General features: G+C 64.1%; 15 protein-coding genes and 1 pseudogene. 7 read left to right on the forward strand and 9 right to left on the reverse strand.

What is annotated here, in order from left to right; genetic code table 11:
• Positions 1-2: 2 nt before the first annotated feature.
• Positions 3-221 (forward strand): annotated as a pseudogene (locus QQS38_RS02440) (pyrroloquinoline quinone biosynthesis protein PqqE); the annotation flags it as partial.
• Between the two features lie 116 nt (positions 222-337).
• Here the strand turns inward: QQS38_RS02440 and QQS38_RS02445 are convergent.
• The 8 genes from QQS38_RS02445 to otnI form a co-directional block, all read right to left on the reverse strand.
• Complete coding sequence (locus QQS38_RS02445; RefSeq protein WP_479643766.1) at positions 338-1,420, reverse strand: beta-propeller fold lactonase family protein; 1,083 nt, start codon at positions 1,418-1,420, stop codon at positions 338-340.
• An 86-nt stretch (positions 1,421-1,506) separates the two neighbouring features.
• Complete coding sequence (locus tag QQS38_RS02450) at positions 1,507-2,508, reverse strand: vWA domain-containing protein (protein ID WP_479643767.1); 1,002 nt, start codon at positions 2,506-2,508, stop codon at positions 1,507-1,509.
• Positions 2,505-3,128: a hypothetical protein gene (locus QQS38_RS02455; RefSeq protein WP_479643768.1), complete on the reverse strand. Its 624-nt coding sequence runs from the start codon at positions 3,126-3,128 to the stop codon at positions 2,505-2,507. Before QQS38_RS02455 ends, QQS38_RS02450 begins: the two co-directional genes overlap by 4 nt.
• Complete coding sequence (locus QQS38_RS02460) at positions 3,125-4,108, reverse strand: vWA domain-containing protein (protein WP_479644085.1); 984 nt, start codon at positions 4,106-4,108, stop codon at positions 3,125-3,127. Before QQS38_RS02460 ends, QQS38_RS02455 begins: the two co-directional genes overlap by 4 nt.
• Positions 4,108-5,196, reverse strand: a complete 1,089-nt coding sequence (locus QQS38_RS02465) for a calcium incorporation protein MxaA (protein ID WP_479643769.1) — start codon at positions 5,194-5,196, stop codon at positions 4,108-4,110. Before QQS38_RS02465 ends, QQS38_RS02460 begins: the two co-directional genes overlap by 1 nt.
• The gene (locus QQS38_RS02470) at positions 5,193-6,092 is read right to left on the reverse strand and encodes a DUF58 domain-containing protein (RefSeq protein ID WP_479643770.1); all 900 of its coding nucleotides are present in this window, start codon (positions 6,090-6,092) and stop codon (positions 5,193-5,195) included. Before QQS38_RS02470 ends, QQS38_RS02465 begins: the two co-directional genes overlap by 4 nt.
• Positions 6,093-6,159: 67 nt before the next feature.
• Positions 6,160-7,179, reverse strand: coding sequence for an AAA family ATPase (locus QQS38_RS02475; RefSeq protein ID WP_479643771.1), 1,020 nt, complete (start codon positions 7,177-7,179; stop codon positions 6,160-6,162).
• 273 nt (positions 7,180-7,452) lie between these two features.
• Positions 7,453-8,229 carry a 2-oxo-tetronate isomerase gene (gene otnI, locus QQS38_RS02480; RefSeq protein ID WP_479643772.1) on the reverse strand — a complete coding sequence of 259 codons (777 nt, stop codon included), beginning with the start codon at positions 8,227-8,229 and terminating at the stop codon, positions 7,453-7,455.
• A gap of 479 nt (positions 8,230-8,708) precedes the next feature.
• On the opposite strand from otnI, the gene QQS38_RS02485 reads away from it, so the two are divergent.
• The 4 genes from QQS38_RS02485 (at position 8,709) to QQS38_RS02500 (ending at position 13,162) form a co-directional block, all read left to right on the forward strand.
• Positions 8,709-9,347 (forward strand): class I SAM-dependent methyltransferase, encoded by a 639-nt coding sequence (locus tag QQS38_RS02485; RefSeq protein WP_479643773.1) that lies wholly within the window; start codon positions 8,709-8,711, stop codon positions 9,345-9,347.
• A 13-nt stretch (positions 9,348-9,360) separates the two neighbouring features.
• A complete protein-coding gene (locus QQS38_RS02490; protein WP_479643774.1) occupies positions 9,361-9,921 on the forward strand; it encodes a DUF2127 domain-containing protein in 561 nt (186 codons plus the stop codon).
• A 407-nt stretch (positions 9,922-10,328) separates the two neighbouring features.
• Positions 10,329-11,471, forward strand: coding sequence for an acyltransferase family protein (locus QQS38_RS02495; RefSeq protein ID WP_479643775.1), 1,143 nt, complete (start codon positions 10,329-10,331; stop codon positions 11,469-11,471).
• A 200-nt stretch (positions 11,472-11,671) separates the two neighbouring features.
• The gene (locus QQS38_RS02500; protein WP_479643776.1) at positions 11,672-13,162 is read left to right on the forward strand and encodes a cryptochrome/photolyase family protein; all 1,491 of its coding nucleotides are present in this window, start codon (positions 11,672-11,674) and stop codon (positions 13,160-13,162) included.
• A gap of 97 nt (positions 13,163-13,259) precedes the next feature.
• Here QQS38_RS02500 and QQS38_RS02505 read toward each other — a convergent pair whose 3' ends face one another.
• Positions 13,260-13,703: a winged helix-turn-helix transcriptional regulator gene (locus tag QQS38_RS02505; protein ID WP_479643777.1), complete on the reverse strand. Its 444-nt coding sequence runs from the start codon at positions 13,701-13,703 to the stop codon at positions 13,260-13,262.
• An 88-nt stretch (positions 13,704-13,791) separates the two neighbouring features.
• On the opposite strand from QQS38_RS02505, the gene QQS38_RS02510 reads away from it, so the two are divergent.
• A complete protein-coding gene (locus tag QQS38_RS02510) occupies positions 13,792-14,652 on the forward strand; it encodes an oxidoreductase (protein ID WP_479643778.1) in 861 nt (286 codons plus the stop codon).
• A 225-nt stretch (positions 14,653-14,877) separates the two neighbouring features.
• Positions 14,878-15,879, forward strand: coding sequence for an NADP-dependent oxidoreductase (locus QQS38_RS02515; RefSeq protein WP_479644086.1), 1,002 nt, complete (start codon positions 14,878-14,880; stop codon positions 15,877-15,879).
• The last annotated feature ends 269 nt before the right edge of the window (positions 15,880-16,148 follow it).

The raw sequence follows: 16,148 nt of genomic DNA on the forward strand, positions 1-16,148 counted from the left end.
CAATGAGCGATATCTCGGCACACGAAGCCGTTGCCGCCGCGGCATCGCCCGAGGAAGGAACGCACGAGGTGGAGCCGCCGCTTTGGTTGCTCGCCGAACTCACGTACCGCTGCCCGCTGCATTGCGCGTTCTGCTACAACCCCGTGAACTACGCCGCCGGCCGGCAAGAACTCGATACGGATCAGTGGATAGCGGTGTTTCGCGAAGCGCGCGCGCTCGGCCCCTTCGCCGCGAGCGGCAACGCGGTTGGCAACGGCGGTGCCTGAGCCTCTGCCGCCGCGCCGCCATCGCCTTGACGTGCGGTGAACGGACGCGGCCCACCGTGACCTGAGCCGACTCAGCGCGATTCGATCGACCCGTCGCTGGGCGGATAGGTGACGATGCCCCACGCGAGCGGCAGATCGCCGATTTGCTTGACGATATGGTAGTCGCCCGCATCGATGACGAACACCGCGTCCGAGCGTCCGCATGCCAGCAACAACTTCGAGCCATCGGGCGTGAAGCTGAAGTGCCAGCAACGCTTGCCAACGGGCACCTGAGCGATGGGGTCCAACGTTTTCGCGTCGAACACTTGCAAGATCTGGTCGCGCGCCGCGGCCACGAATAGCCGCTTTCCGTCCGGCCCGAAGGCGACGCCGTAGGGGCCGAGCTTCGTATCGACGGACTTCACGACGTGAAAGTCGCCCGCGTCGAGCACGATCATCTTGCTCAGCGATTCGAGCGTCACGACGTATTGCGAACCGTCCGGGGAACGCCTGATGCCACGGGGCCGCCCGCCGGCCGGCATCTTCACGGTTGCGATCGGCTTGCCGCTCGGCGCGTCGTACACGGAAACGGTGTCGTCGCCCTCGTTCGTGACGAGCATTTGCTTGCCATCGCGAGAGAACTCCACGCCTTCCGTTTCATGGCCGCTCACCACGGAATGCACGATCCGCCACGTCTTCAGATCGACGATGGCAATCTCGGCCGGCGGCTTGGCCGCGTCGTCGTCTTCGGCGCCCGGCTTGCCCGGCGACGTGCCCGCGGCTTTGCCCGAGAGCTTGCCCGAATCCCCCGGCTCGTAGGTGACATACGCATAACCGCCATGCACGCGGACGTATTCGGGATTTCTGCCGATCTTCACGCGCTCGACGACCCGGCCCGTCGCCGTATCGATGGCCGCCAGTTCACCCGTCGTCTTGTCGGCGACGACGAGACGCGTGCCGTCGTCATTGAGGCTGAGTCCTCGCGGACCGGCAGCGCCGATCGAAAATGTCTTCTCGAGCGTCATCGTGTCGAGGCCGATCACGCCGACGCCGGCCTTCTCGCTCGTGACGTAAGCGAGCGGCGCGGCTTGCAGCGAGCCTGCAGCAAGCCATGCGGCTGCGGCGGCGATGAGCGGCCGCAGGACGTGCGCCGTCGTGGGTCGTGTCTCCAGCATGTCGTTCTCCGTTCGGTTTGTTGCGGGTTTGTTGCAGGTTCATGGCCGCGGGTCGCGGTTGCAGGTAGGCGGGCAGGCAGGCATCGTCAGCATCGCTCACCGCGGTGGCGTGCGGCAACCCTCGATGCAAGGCCCCTCTCCCGAAGCGCTCGCGAGGCGCTTGCGGCCGCCGCGCGCAGATCACGCAAGCGCCCATAGCGCCAAACGAGCAGCACGAGCGCGGCGAGCGCCGCGATCCACCGCAGGCTCGCAGGCGCGCGCTCATGACGCGCCCAGCGCGCATCGCGCAGCGCCGCCGCGAGCGCAGCGGGGCTCGACAGTCTTCGGTACCCGAAGCCGATGCGGCCGGCAACGGTGGCGAGATACGGGCCTCGCAACTCGGAACGCTCCTCGTGACTCGCGCCGGCGCCAGACCCGCTCGCGGCAGCCGGAATCTGCACTACCTCGGAGGCGAGCCAATAGCCGATACGATTGCCCCGCTCGTCGGTCTTCGGAATCGGCGCGGGTGCGTCGCCGCCCACACCGATCAGCCAGCCGCCGATGCCGGGAAGCGCGATTTGCACCGCCGGCCCGTTTCCAGGCAGGACCGGGGGCGCCTCCTGACCATCGGTGATGAAGACGACGGCGGTGCCGTGACCGACATCGCGCGCGACACGAATGGCCGAATACACTCCACCCTCGGCGATACGGCTCCAATTGGCCCAGCGCATGCGGCCGTCGATGCCGTCCAGTGAAGCCAAAAGCGCGTCGAAATGGGCGCAGACCTCGAGCGGCGCCATCAGCGGCAGCGTGCTTTGCCCCGCGAAGATGCTCCAGCCGATGCGCGAGCCGCACGGCAATTGCGCCAACGCCTCGCGCATCGACGCTTTGGCATAGGCAAGCCGGCTCATCGGCGCTCCGGAAACGCTCAGGTCTTCGGTGTCCATGCTTTGGGTGATGTCGAACGTAACCATGTACGAGAACGTCGTGCGCGGCCACTGCACGCTAGGCGATACGAACGCGGCAACGAGCAGGGCAAAGGCAGCGCATACGGCCCAATGACGTCGCTGCAAGAGAATGCCGATACGGGCGGGCACAAGTAGTCTCACGGCAGGTCGTCGCTCCTCGCACCGCGCAGGGTCACTTCGTGCTTGGTCGCGACGCCTGCCGCGTCGGGCTCGGCCGAGCCTTCCGGTGCGAGCCGTAGCGCGCGCTCCAGGTTGTAGCGCGCGTCCCAATCGCCGGGCGCGATACGCAACAGCGCACGGTAGTGTGCCTTCGCTTGCTCGATCATGGGCAGTGAACGCAGCGCGTCGGCCGCCGTCCCCGCACCCTGACGCAGATAGGCATTACCGAGATCGAACAAGGCGGCACGGCCGATTTCGTCGAGTGGACCCGCTTCCAGTAACGATTCATAGCGCCGGGTGGCGGCGGGAAAGTTGCCTTCGGCCGCGAACGCGACCGCCCGCGCCAGCACGATCGGCCTGGGCTCCTCGCCGGCGACGTCGGCAAGATGCGCCACGGCGCGCGTCCGGCCGGCATCGCTCGGATCGACCGCCGCCGGCTCGATACCCGCCCTCGCCCGGCGGGCAACCGTATCGGCGGCGATCTTCACGAGTTCTTGGTCGATGCGTTGTGCGCGGGCGAACCGGATTGCCTCGTACGCCGTTGCGCCCGCACTCGCAAGCGCAACGACAGCGAAGGCGGCATGGACCGTCGCCCGTTTCATTGCCAGCTCCCCACGCTGATTGCACGCGCGGCGATGAGTATCGCGCAACAGGCGATGGCCACGGCGAAGCACCATCCGCTGCGCGCCTGCCGAGGCAAGCGCTCGACGAACGAGATTGCGTAGTTCTGCTGCTCGCCGATGGTCCGCATCGCGGCGGCCATGCCGTTCGCGTCGCCGGCCTCGAACAAGCGATACGGCGTGCGCAGCGAAAGGAAGAAGCGATGCAGCCGCGCTTCAGGGGATGCATCCCCACGGCGCACCGCGACATCGAGGGCGGGCGTATAGACGCTGCTACGCAAGAAAACGAAGTAAAGGGCGATGCGATTGCGCGCGAGTCCATCGGCGATCGCCTGACTTTCTCCCGGGGTCAGCAACGCACCGCCGTCGGACACCATGACGATCGCGCGATGACCGGTGAAGGGGCGGGCGTCGAATTGCGCAATCGCGGCAATGAGCCCGCGGCCAAGCTGCGTGTCCGGCATGCCCCTGCCGATTCGTGTGCCCTCTATGGCGTCCGCGACGATGGCATGATCGTAGGTGAACGGCATGGCCAGTACCGGGCTGATACCGAACATCATGAACGCGAAGCGATCGTTCGGCCGCGCGCGGACGAATTCGCTGAGTGCCTGGCGCGCGACGCTGTTCTTGGACTCGCCCGAGCTGTTCACGCCGCGGCTCGCCATGACGTCCGTCATGCTGCCGCTGCGGTCCATCAAGATCAGCATCTGCGCGCCGCGCCCCGTGCGATGCACGGAGAGTCCGGTGAGGCCCGGCCCGGCCAAGCCCACGACGATGGACGCAAGCGCCAGCGCGGCGCTCACCCGCCCCATCATGTCCAATACGCGACCGATACGCTCTTGGGGCAGCCAGCCGGCCCACGAGAACGAAAGCGTGTCGTCACGCCGCGGCAGAAACGGCAATAGCGCGAGCGGCAGCAGCAAGAGCGCCCAGGGTGCCGTGAAATCGAGCGTGGCGTCCATCATCGATCACGCCGCCGCTCGGCGCGAAAGAGCGCGCGCAGCAGCGCAACGAGGGCGGCGTCCGAGCCCGATTGTGACGACGGTTCGGCGCGCGTTCCGCCGGCAGCCTCGTTCGACACTGCAAAAAATCGTGCGTCGGAGCGCTCATAGAACGCTTCGAGCTGCGGCTGCATCGGTAGCAGCCATGGCGCGCGCGCAAAGAGTTGCGAGAGCGAGTGCAGGTTGATCACCTGCCCCGCGGTTTCGTTCAACGCGCGATGGATGATGCGCCACGCGGCATCGGCGGCGGCATCGGCATCCGCATCGACATCGGCACGCGCTCCTGGTGCACGCAGCGAGCGTATCTGCCGCCAGCCTCGCGCGAACGGCATGTGCGCAGCGTCACGCTGGTTGCGCCATACCCACCACGACAGCCAGCCGGCGAACGTCGAAAGAAGACATGCCAGCGCATAGCCGATTCGCCGCCGGATCGGCGCGAGCGCGATCGGCGAGGCCGTGCGGTCCGGCTGCATGGCCCACGACGCGCCGGAGAGAACCGCCCGCTCGCGCCCCTGCCCAGCAGCAACGATCTGCGCCGCCCCCGCGCCCCCAGCGGCGATGCCGATCGGCGCGACGGCCGTATCGGAGACGATCGGCCCCACGGTGATCGGCCATGCGTCGAGTCGCAGGACATCGCCGCCACGGGTGCGCAGACTCAGAGCGGGCAGTGCGATTTGGGTCAGCGAGCGCGGGGCGTTGACGATCTGATAGTCGAGGACAAGCCAGCGTCGCCCTTCGCGATCGGTCTCGACCCGCGCGGGGCGGCGTTCGAGCCAAAGATCGATGCGACCGCTCGAAGGCGGCTCCACATTGCCGGCGTCACGGCCCGCCGCGGCAAGCATCACACGCTCGGTGATGACGTCGCCGATCGTATATCCGAAGCCGCGCGGAGGATCGATGCTTGCCGCGTAGGCGGTAGCGCGAGCGGGAGACGAGACTGTGAACATGCCTGCACCCGAGACCGCCAGCGAGAGCGTGAGCGCAACCGCCCCGGGGCGTGGCAGCTTCGGCAAGCGCAGCGTCGGCATGGGACAGCGCAGGCGCATCATGCGGAGCCCTCGATGAAATAGCGCGAAAGCGCGTCGGCATCGAACGCGCCCGCGATCTCGAACGGCCGCATCCCGCGCGCGCCGAACAGCGCGTCGAGCGCTGCGCGCCGCCGGCTCACGGCCTCCTCCCATTGCCGCCGCACGCGCGGGGAAAGCCAGATCGTGCGGCCCTCGCCCGTTTCCGCATCATGGACGGCGAGCAGCGAGCCGTGCGACGGCGGTGCAAGCTCGGCCTCGTCCCAAACGACGATGGGCACGACGCTCGCGTGCGCGAGCGTATCGAGCACGGCCGGCAGGCCATCGAGCGACCAATGAAAGTCCGACACGATGAAAACGAGCGCCTGCTTGGCGGCCAGGGCCTCGACCGCACGTTCGAGTCCGCGCGTACCGTTGGCGTGGCTCCGGCCGCCGCGCGCGCCGCTCGCGCCGCGGGTTCGGCCCTGGGCGGCCTCGGCACGCAGCATCGCCGCCATCAGGTCCCCGCCGCCGCGGCCGTGACGCGGCGAAACGAAGAGATCCTCACGCGCTTGCGCGTCGAATGCGGTCATGCCCGCTCGGTCTCCCGAACGGAATGCACTGTAGCCGAGTGCCTCCACGAAATCTGCAACGACTTCGAGCTTCGAGCGCCGCTTCCCGAAGCACATCGAAGCCGACACATCGACCACCACATGAACCGGCACGGCCACGCGTTGCAGATGGAGCCGCACGAGCCATTCGCTGCGCACCGACTGCAGGCTCGCGCGAAGATCGACGCGGCGCGGATCGGGATGGTCGACCAGACGCGCATGCAGCGCGAACTGCTCGCCGGCGCCGAAGCTCGCGCCCGGATGCGAGCCGGGACGGCAACCACCGGCGCGTCCCGGCAAGCGATAGTGAAACTCGCGCGGTTCGTTCATCGCAGTCAGGACTCGGTTCGAAACTGGGCGCAAGGCCCGCTTCCGGTCATCGCGGCAGTCACGACAATCACGGCACGGCGAGCCGCGCGACGATCTGATCGACGAGCGCGGCGGCCAACGCTTGCCGGTGCAGCTCGTGGACCGGAGTGAAGAACACACGATGGCCGAGCGCGGCCGGCAGCACGGCATGGATGTCCTCCGGCACGAGATGCGCACGCCCCGCGAGCCACGCGCTCACGCGTGCCGCACGCAAGAGCGCGCTCATGCCGCGCGGGCTTGCACCGGCCAGCACGAGCCGATCCATGTCCACGCCATCGAGCGCGATGCCGAACCGCTGCGGCGTTTCGCTGGCCTGCCAGATGTCGAGCACATAGCGCTCGATGGCCTCACTTGCGCGCACGCCCTGCTGAATGGCCGCGCCGATCGTATTCAACTGCTCCCAGGCGACCACACCCGGGCGCACTTGCTCGACGAGTGCGTCGACATCGTGATAGGTCGTGTCGAACACGAGCGCGCGGCGTACGGCACGGTCTTCGGGCGTCGGCATGTTGAGCTCGAACAGGAACCGGTCGCGCGCGGCCGAGGCCAGTTCGAACGTTTCCTCCTTCTCGACTTTGTTGCGGTCGGCGAAGACGATCATGTGCGGAAAGCGGTATTCGCGGTCGAACGCGAACACGGAACGTTCGGCCATCGCGCGCAACAGCAGCGACTGCACCTGTGGCCGCGAGCGGTTGATCTCGTTGAAGAAGAACGTGGTGAGCCGTTCGCCGCGGCGCAAGAGCGGCCCGGGATCGATACGCGGCTTGCCCTGCGCATCGACGTAGGTGTGATAGACGAGATCGCCGGGCATCAGATCGATGGTGCCCTCCACGCGCTCGAAGTCGCCGCCCACCGCGCGCGCGAAGGCCCGCAGCACGGTGGTCTTGCCGACGCCCACGCCGCCCTCCAACAGCACGTGGCCGCGCGCGAACAGCGCGACGTTGATGAGCCGGATCGTGGGTCGTTGGCCGATCACGACCTTGCCCACCTCGTCCTCGAGCCGCAGCGCGTCGATACGCCAGTCTTGCAACTGCTCGCCCAGTGCCATCGATCGCCTCTCCCCGGCCGCCGCCTGCGCGTCGTCTTCGCCGGACAGGCTGCATCGCCGGGTCCGGGCCAGTCACGCTCGAAGCACGGTTCATGCCGAGCGTGCGTGCCGTTTCGCCGCTCGTGCGCCAGACCTGCGCGTGCGGCTGATCACCGGGAGCAGGCCATCGCGGAGGGAGGATCTGTCACGTCGGGAACGGGACAGTCTGTCACGCGCGCCGTCGCCTGCGGCGAGACAGGTGTCGCCTCGCGAAAATGCGGGAATCGCAGGGAATCACAAATAGGATCTGAGCCAGCCGAGTCCCTCCGACGTGCCGGCTTTCGGGCGATACTCGCACCCGATCCAGCCGTCATAGCCGAGTGCGTCGATTCGCTCGAACAGGTACGGGTAGTTCACTTCGCCGATATCCGGCTCGTGGCGCTCCGGCACACCCGCGATTTGGATGTGGCCAATGCCGGCAATGTCACGTTCGAGTTTCTTGGCAAGGTCGCCTTCGACGATTTGGCAGTGGTAGCAGTCGAACTGCACCTTCAGATTCCTCGCACCGACCTCTCGGCAGATCGCCTGGGCGTCGTCCTGCCGGTTGAGGAAAAAGCCCGGCATGTCGCGCGGGTTGATCGGCTCGATGAGGATCGTGACGCCGTCCGCGCATGCTGCTTGCGCGGCATGCGCGAGATTGCGCAGATACACCTCGCGATGCCGAGCGCGATCGGCGCCTGCCGGCAGCAGGCCCGCCATCACGTGCAGCTTGTCGTTGCCGAGCATTCGCGCGTAGGCGAGCGCCGTATCGATGCCACGGCGGAACTCGTCTTCGCGCCCCGGCAGCGATGCGATACCGCGCTCGCCCGCGGCCCAGTCGCCGGGCGGCGCGTTGAAAAGCAATTGTGTGAGCCCGTGCTCGTCCAGGCGTGTCTTCAGTTGCGCAGCGGAGAACTCGTATGGAAACAGATACTCGACCGCCTTGAAGCCGTCGCGAGCGGCGGCAGCGAAGCGATCGAGAAACGCATGCTCGTTGTACATCAACGTGAGATTCGCGGCGAAGCGTGGCATGACTACAGATCCGGGTAGAGAGGCATACGGCGATCACAATGGGCAGCGACTTCGCGTCGACGGCCTGCGCGTAGCCGGCCCGTAGCGGCCGGATCCCGGCGTGCTGGCTGATGAATACGACGCGCCCTTGCCGCGCCTCAATCCGGGGTAACCCTCATCTTCGTGGTCGTGATCTGCCCGAGGCCTACGCTCCGAGCTGCGCGCGCGAGTTTCCTATTCGCTTCGTCCACACGGCTTGCAGGGTAACGGCACGCGCCACGCAGGACTTCGCAAGCGCCGGCGGGAACGCTCAGGCCTTCTCTCGAAGCCTATTCGTCGCTGGGGCCGGTCGAACGTGGCTACTGCCGCTCGGTCATACTTAGGGGGTGAGACAACCTCACGACATCCCGGCATCGCATGTTCGGCGGGCGTCTACCTGCCGTTTCGGTTCAGCCGGCCGAGGATTTCGCTGTTCCCGCTATGCAACGGAGTCATCCCCCATGGCACCCACTCGTCACGAATCCGAAGGAATCAGCACCGTCACGCTGCAGCATTACAACACGCATGCGGAAGATTTTCGAGAAGGCACGCGCGACCACGACGTCTCGCAGAACATCGATGCGCTATTGCGTCATATCGTTGCCGAGCCGCCATTTGCGATCCTCGATTTTGGCTGCGGGCCCGGGCGGGATCTCAAAGCGTTCACCTCGCTCGGCCATCGCGCGGTAGGCCTCGACGGAGCCGAACGCTTCGTCGCGATGGCGCGCGAGGCGACCGGCTGCGAAGTGTGGCAGCAGGACTTCTTGCACCTCGATTTGCCAGCCGCCCGTTTCGACGGCGTTTTTGCCAATGCCTCGCTGTTCCATGTCCCGAGCCAAGATTTGGCGCGCGTGCTTCGTCAATTGCACTCGACGCTCAAGCCCGGCGGCGTGCTGTTCACCTCCAATCCGCGCGGCGAGAATCAGGAAGGGTGGCACCACGGCCGCTACGGCGCATTTCACGATCTCGACGCATGGCGTCGATATATGACGGACGCGGGATTCGTCGAACTCGAGCACTATTACCGGCCAGCAGGCTTGCCTCGCGAGCAACAGCCTTGGCTGGCCAGTGTGTGGCGCAAGCCGGCTCGCGCGGGCTGACCGCGCTCTTCCCATGTCGGTTGCGCTGGATGTTCCATATCGGGAGGCTTATCCGACCGTGAATAGTCTGAACACGTTTCTCGGCGAAAAGAGGATACATCTTGCATTCATGCTGAGCTTATGGTGCAAGGGTGCTTTCGCGCTACTCGAGCTCGTCGCCGGCGTGGCCACCTATTTCGTGCCGCCGCAGCTTTTGCTGACGCTTGTCCTTTGGGTCAGCAAGGAGGAATTCGTCGAAGATCCACACGATCTCGTCGCCAACTTTCTCCTGCACACCGTTCAGCATCTTTCCGTCGGCACCGCAACGTTTGCCGCCCTCTACCTGTTTGGGCATGGTGCGATAAAACTGTGGTTGATCGCCGGCCTGCTGCGAAAAAGACTTTGGTATTACCCCGCCGCAATGTCGATCTTCGGCTTGTTTATCGCCTATCAGCTCTATCGTTTTACGTTTACGCACTCGATTTGGCTGCTACTCATTACGGCATTGGACATCGTCGTCATCGCGCTTACATGGCACGAATACCGATATGTCAAGAACGAACGGAGAGATGCCGGATCGAGTCCGCTTCTATGACTTTCCGCGCCCCTCGCTTCGACCGGCGAGACCGCTCGGGAAACTTGACTGGCGAAAACACGTCTCCCTCCGCCGACAAGATGCACGCGAGTATCGAGCCAATCGAAGGAACGATGTGCCGCGCATCCGGCAGCGCCGATTGATGACGAGCGCCTCGAACGGACGCTAAACGTCATCGATTCCCTTTCGTTTTTCTTTCACTGAACAACGCACAACACCGTTGCGACCGATAGTGACGAGGGAATGGCGAGATCGCGCCGCCATTCTCCTGAGCACGCGGGGCGCTCCTCGGCCATCATTGTCCGTTATCGAGACAATCGACGGTCTGCACGCAAAGAGCGCCGCTGCTGACTCGCGTCGTCAGCAGCGGCGCTCGAATCGGCAACGAACCGAACAGGGATCCGCGAATGAATCAAGGCAACAATGTTGGGCAAATCGATCAACTGACGGGACTGCGTGCTTTCCTCGCGTTATGGGTCGTTACTCGCCACCTGTTTTATCCCTTCGAGAACGGCGCGTTCATCGATTTCGGTGTCCGCTTCGCCGCGTTCGACCATGGCTACCTCGGCGTCGATGGCTTCTTCATCCTGAGCGGCTTCATCCTCGCTTACAACTACGCCAATGGCAGGCCGCTCGACTATCGGGCTTTTATCGGCGCAAGGTTCGCGCGCATCTATCCGATCCATTTCGTGACATTGCTGGGCGCTATCGGCTTGGTATTCGTCAAGCAGTTCGTGTTGCACAAGCACCTCATCGGTACCGAGCAAAACACGTATCCGGCGCTCGCGGCTAATTTCGTGTTGCTCAATGCCTGGTCATTCAAGTTCGTGACGGGTTGGAACGATGTCGCCTGGTCCGTTAGCGCGGAATGGTTCGCCTATGTCTTCTTCCCGCTTTTCGTGGCGTTGGCGCCCGCGCGTAGCCGGCTCTTTGCCGCAGTGCTGCTGCTCGTGCCGGCTGGCGCACTGGCAGTGCTCGAGTGGCGCTCCTCCACCGCATTGTCGTTGCCCGGCGGGCTCGCGCGATTGATTCCGGAGTTCTACGCCGGCGTCTTGCTGTTTCGGCTGCGCCGCAGCTCCGGGTTCGCTTCGCTGCCGCGCGCACTGGGCCTCGCGGCAATCGGCGTGATCGCGCTGGGCATCGTCGCGCAGCGCGATACGTTGACCGTTGCCGGCCTGGGCTTGCTGATCTTCGCGCTGTCGTCCAACGCCGATCTGGTCGCGCCCCTGCTCGCCTTTCGCCCGATCGTTTACTTGGGTGAGATTTCTTACTGCCTCTACATGGTGCAGCGCTTTCCGATGGAGGGCCTATCGCTCGCCCGCAAAGCCAGCAGCGCGCTCGCAGGCTCGCCGCTCACGCAGTTGATCGTATTGCTCGCGACGCTGCTCGTGGTGAGCCACTGGGCCCATCGGCTCATCGAACTGCCCGGCAGGAAATGGCTGCGGCGCGTGCTTTCGTCTCGGGGAGGCCGGACGCAGGCGGTGGCGACGCACGCACCGCAGAGCGCGGATGGCTTGGTACGCGAGCAAAGCGAAGGCGCAGCTACTTGAATTCGAATTCGATCTACCCGGCCGCTCCATTGCGCGAAGCACCGCGCCGGTCCCCTTTTGCGACATAAGGGATCCGCTGCTGCCGCGCGCGAAGGGCGACACGGCACGCGCCTTCTCTCTCTTTTCAGTGGTGCGCCGGAAGCGCGAATTCTGGTGCGAAAGCTCGTACACTTTCGTCTCATCGCTACCGACTCGAGACAATGAGAGATCGCCAACAGCCGCATCCGAACCAACCGATCGTCGTTTGGTTCCGCGACGACCAACGGCTGGCCGATAATCCCGCGCTTGCTCACGCAGCGTCCACCGGGCACCCCGTAGTCTGCGTGTACGTTCACGACCCAGAGCCGCAGCATGGCCGCGCCCTCGGCGCAGCCGCGCGCTGGTGGCTGCACGAGTCACTGCGTCAATTGGACGGTGCGCTGCGATCGCTGGGCGGTGGCCTCGTTTTGCTTCGCGGGGAAGAACGAGAAGCAATCCTTGCGTTCGCTACGGCGATCGAACCCATCGAGGTCTGTTGGAACCGCCGCTACTCCCACGCGCAGCGGCAGACCGATGCTTCGATCAAGTCGGCTCTCGAAGCAAAGGCGGTTTCGGTATCGACGTTCAATGGACATCTGCTGCGCGAACCATGGGAAATCGCCACGCGAGATGGCGGACCATTTCAGGTGTTCGGCGCCTATTGGCGCGCGGCGCTTCAAGTCATCTCTCCCGAGCCCCCTCGTCCCTCGCCTGATGGCCTACGATTCTTTTGCGTACCCGAAAGCGCCCGCGCACAAGCGGTAGGCCTCGCCGATCTGAAGCTTCAGCCCGACACGCCAGACTGGGCAGCCGGATTGCGAGAAACCTGGCAGTGCGGGGAAAGCGGCGCACAGGAAAGACTGCGGCACTTCGTCACCACGGAATTGGACGGCTATGCAACGAATCGGGATGCGATGGCGCGCGACGCAACGAGCAAGATGTCGCCCTACCTTCGCTTCGGCAACCTGTCGGTGCGGCAAATTTGGTACGCCGCACAGGCGGCCGCGCACGCGGCGTCCATCTCCAGCGAGCACTTGCGCAAGTTTCAAGACGAACTCGGCTGGCGCGAGTTTTCCTACCATCTGCTCTACCATTTTCCGCCGCTGCATCAAGCGAACTTCAGGCGGCAGTTCGACGCAATGCCGTGGCGAGCCGATATGCAAGCGCTTCGTGCATGGCAACACGGTAGGACCGGGTATCCGATCGTCGACGCCGGCATGCGCCAGTTGTGGCGCACCGGCTGGATGCATAACCGAGCGCGCATGGTGACCGCTTCGTTTCTCGTCAAACATTTGCTGATCGACTGGCGCGAGGGCGAGTTATGGTTCTGGGACACGCTCGTCGACGCAGACGAAGCCAACAATCCGGCAGGCTGGCAATGGGTTGCCGGCAGCGGCGCCGATGCAGCGCCATACTTCCGAATCTTCAATCCGGTATTGCAAGGTCAGAAATTCGACCCGCAAGGGGACTATGTGCGGCGCTGGTTGCCCGAGCTCCACCGCTTGCCCGCTGCTTCGATACACGCGCCCTGGCAGGCGGCGCCCGAGCAGCTTATGGCGGCCTCGGTGCGATTGGGCGACGCATATCCGCTGCCGATCGTCGATCATCGGCAAGCTCGCACACGAGCGCTCGAGGCGTTCGAGACATTGCGCGGCCAACACGGCGATCGCTGAACCGGCGGTATGTTGCCGAAGCGACTGGCGCCCTCGCGGCTCATCGGGCGTTAGGCTGACTTACGTAACGACGCGACGCGGCGCAATCATCGTAGCGTCAATCCTTGCCCGGGTCGACAACGCGTATCGGACGAGTCCCGATCCTCGCTCCCGTAACCTCGTCGACCGCCACCGCCCTGATCTCAGTTCCCGTTTCCGCATCGAGGAAGCGAACCAGCTTGCCGTCGCCACGGTATTGCCGCCCCCATGCACCGATCATGAAGAGCACCGGCAGGAAGTCTCGCCCGGCAGCCGTCAGAAGGTACTCCTCGCGCGGCGGGTGCTCAGAGTAGCGGCGTTTTTCAAGTAGTCCCTCCTCTGTCAGCGTTGCCAGTCGCCGGGTCAGCATGGTCGGTGCAATACCCAAACTTTTGCGGAACTGGTCAAAGCGCGTGAGACCGGCATGGGCGTCGCGCAGGATAAGGATGCTCCACGCGTCACCCGCGACACCCAGGCTGCGTGCGATCGGACACGGGTCATCGCAAAGATTCTTGTCGTCCATACTATTTTGATAGTGACATGCTCTCGATTTGCCAGTATAGTCGATTTCAATTTGATAGTTACTGCAATCCTCTTACAGGGAGCTTCGAATGGTCGACAGAAGGAATTTGGGTGTGGCCCTTGTTACAGGGGCATCTTCAGGCATCGGGCAAGCCACCGCACAGCGGCTCGCCGACGCAGGTTATACGGTCTTCGGCACCAGCAGACGGGCGGCCCTCACCGGCCAGCGATCCTTCGAGATGCTGACTCTGGACGTCACCAGCGATGAATCCGTCGCCGCCGTGGTCAACGAAGTCATACGACAAGCGGGACGCATCGACGTGCTGGTGAATAACGCTGGCTTTGGCGTCGCTCCCGCCGGCGCCGAAGAAAGCTCGATCGAGCAGGCCCGGTCGATCTTCGACACGAACTTCTTTGGAGTCGTCCGGATGACTCGCGCCGTCGTGCCCCACATGCGACAGCAGCGCAGTGGTCGCATCGTCAACATCGGCTCGGTGCTGGGTTTCGTGCCGATGCCCTTCGGAGCGCTCTATGCCGCAACGAAGCATGCAATCGAAGGGTATTCCGAATCGCTCGACCATGAACTTCGCACTTGGGGCATCCGTGTCTCGGTCATCGAACCCGCTTACACGAAGACGCCGTTCGACGCGAATTTTCTGGAGCCCGATGCCAAGCTCGATGCATACCGCGAGGCTCGTACGGTCGTCAGCAACCGTGTCAATGAGGTAATGGCAACCGCCACGGAGCCCCGCGTCGTGGCCGACGTCGTGCTGAGGGCGGCAGTTGCGGCTCGTCCGAAACTCCGGTACCCCGCCGGCGCGCTCGCGAGTCGTCTGCAATTGCTGCGCAGATTCGCGCCAGCGGGCCTGGTGGATGCCGCGCTTCGGAAGGACTTGCGGCTCGACGCGATACCGGCGTCACGGTCTGGCAGTCCGGTCCCGCAAAAATAGAAGATCTCAACTTCCGCCATCTTGCCATCCTGTCTGCACTTGTTTTCTTCGCTTTGGGATTCGCCTGGATGCTTGCGCCGAGTTTCTTTCCGTCGAGGTGGGGTGTCGAGTTCTCATATTGAGTTCGTAGTTGCGGAACAAGCTGCCGGGTGCAGGCTCAGGTCTCGATCACTGCCGAGAAAAGAACGCGTGGATCAAGAAATCAAATCTGGGAAACAAAACATTATGAAAGCATTTATTCTCGAACGCTATGGACGCAAGGATGGCGTGCGGATTGGCGAAATGCCGGAACCGGAACTACACGACGATGACGTGTTGATCCAGGTTCACGCCGCAGGTGTGAACCCGCTCGATTCCAAAATCCGCGATGGCGAATTCAAGCTCGTTTTGCCCTATCGCTTGCCGCTCCTTCTGGGCAACGAGGTGGCCGGGGTGGTCGTCCGGGTTGGACCGCGCGTGCAGCGATTCAAGATCGGTGACGAAGTCTATGCGCGGCCCGATAAAGACCGGATCGGCGCGTTTGCTGAGCTGATTGCAGTGAACGAAGCGGACCTCTCGCTCAAACCGAAGACGCTCACCATGGAAGAGGCCGCCTCCATTCCGCTGGTTGGTCTGACTGCCTGGCAGGCGTTGATCGAAAAAGCGCACCTCGCAAAAGGACAGAAGGTTCTCATCCACGCGGGCTCCGGTGGTGTCGGGACGTTTGCGATCCAGTTGGCGAAGCATGTCGGCGCGTTTGTCGCGACGACAACAAGCACGGCGAACGTGGACTGGGTCAAGCGCCTCGGTGCAGACGTCGTCATCGATTACAGGAAGGACGATTTCGAGAATATTCTTGCCGACTACGACGTGGTCATAAATAGTCTCGACGCAGAGACGCTCAGCAAATCCCTGCGAGTGCTCAAACCCGGTGGACAGCTCATCTCGATCTCTGGGCCACCGGACCCGGATTTTGCAAAGGAGCTTGGCTTGTCCCGGTTCCTGGGACTGGTGATGCGTCTCCTGAGTTATCGGATCAGGAAGGAAGCAAACCGGCGCAAGGTTAGCTATTCGTTTCTGTTCATGAGGCCAAGTGGAGACCAGTTGCGCCAGATCACAGCCCTCGTCGACTCCGGTGTCATACGCCCGGTTGTGGATCGGATCTTTCCCTTCGAATCGACCAGAGAGGCGATGGCCTACGTCGATACCGGGCGAGCCAAAGGCAAAGTCGTTGTCAAGATGAGGTGATCGGTGTGCCCGCCAAAAGGGCGGCCATTCCGGGGAAGCAAAGGTGGCCTGCCGCTTGTGATCGAATTTTCCGGACGGACGGCCGTTATACCCTGCGAGCTTCCGACCGCGCAGCGCAGGTTCGAACGGCGGCCGTGGGTCGACGCGGGCCGTCCGCCGAACCGGGCACGGTGCGACGACGTCGTCGATCGGAGGTCGGTCACGTCCGGACATCGACCTTGGCTGGTAGTGAGCCATTCGAAAGGCAAGATGTCAGTTGGAAGCGGTCA

This window comes from Trinickia sp. Z7 (assembly GCF_056498045.1).

Coding starts and splice junctions, on each gene's coding strand:
- QQS38_RS02445 (WP_479643766.1), bottom strand. CDS start 1,420: ATGCTGGAGACACGACCCACGACGGCGCACGTCCTGCGGCCGCTCATC.
- QQS38_RS02455 (WP_479643768.1), bottom strand. CDS start 3,128: ATGAAACGGGCGACGGTCCATGCCGCCTTCGCTGTCGTTGCGCTTGCG.
- QQS38_RS02460 (WP_479644085.1), bottom strand. CDS start 4,108: ATGGACGCCACGCTCGATTTCACGGCACCCTGGGCGCTCTTGCTGCTG.
- QQS38_RS02465 (WP_479643769.1), bottom strand. CDS start 5,196: ATGATGCGCCTGCGCTGTCCCATGCCGACGCTGCGCTTGCCGAAGCTG.
- QQS38_RS02470 (WP_479643770.1), bottom strand. CDS start 6,092: ATGAACGAACCGCGCGAGTTTCACTATCGCTTGCCGGGACGCGCCGGT.
- QQS38_RS02475 (WP_479643771.1), bottom strand. CDS start 7,179: ATGGCACTGGGCGAGCAGTTGCAAGACTGGCGTATCGACGCGCTGCGG.
- otnI (WP_479643772.1), bottom strand. CDS start 8,229: ATGCCACGCTTCGCCGCGAATCTCACGTTGATGTACAACGAGCATGCG.
- QQS38_RS02485 (WP_479643773.1), top strand. CDS start 8,709: ATGGCACCCACTCGTCACGAATCCGAAGGAATCAGCACCGTCACGCTG.
- QQS38_RS02490 (WP_479643774.1), top strand. CDS start 9,361: ATGTCGGTTGCGCTGGATGTTCCATATCGGGAGGCTTATCCGACCGTG.
- QQS38_RS02495 (WP_479643775.1), top strand. CDS start 10,329: ATGAATCAAGGCAACAATGTTGGGCAAATCGATCAACTGACGGGACTG.
- QQS38_RS02500 (WP_479643776.1), top strand. CDS start 11,672: ATGAGAGATCGCCAACAGCCGCATCCGAACCAACCGATCGTCGTTTGG.
- QQS38_RS02505 (WP_479643777.1), bottom strand. CDS start 13,703: ATGGACGACAAGAATCTTTGCGATGACCCGTGTCCGATCGCACGCAGC.
- QQS38_RS02510 (WP_479643778.1), top strand. CDS start 13,792: ATGGTCGACAGAAGGAATTTGGGTGTGGCCCTTGTTACAGGGGCATCT.
- QQS38_RS02515 (WP_479644086.1), top strand. CDS start 14,878: ATGAAAGCATTTATTCTCGAACGCTATGGACGCAAGGATGGCGTGCGG.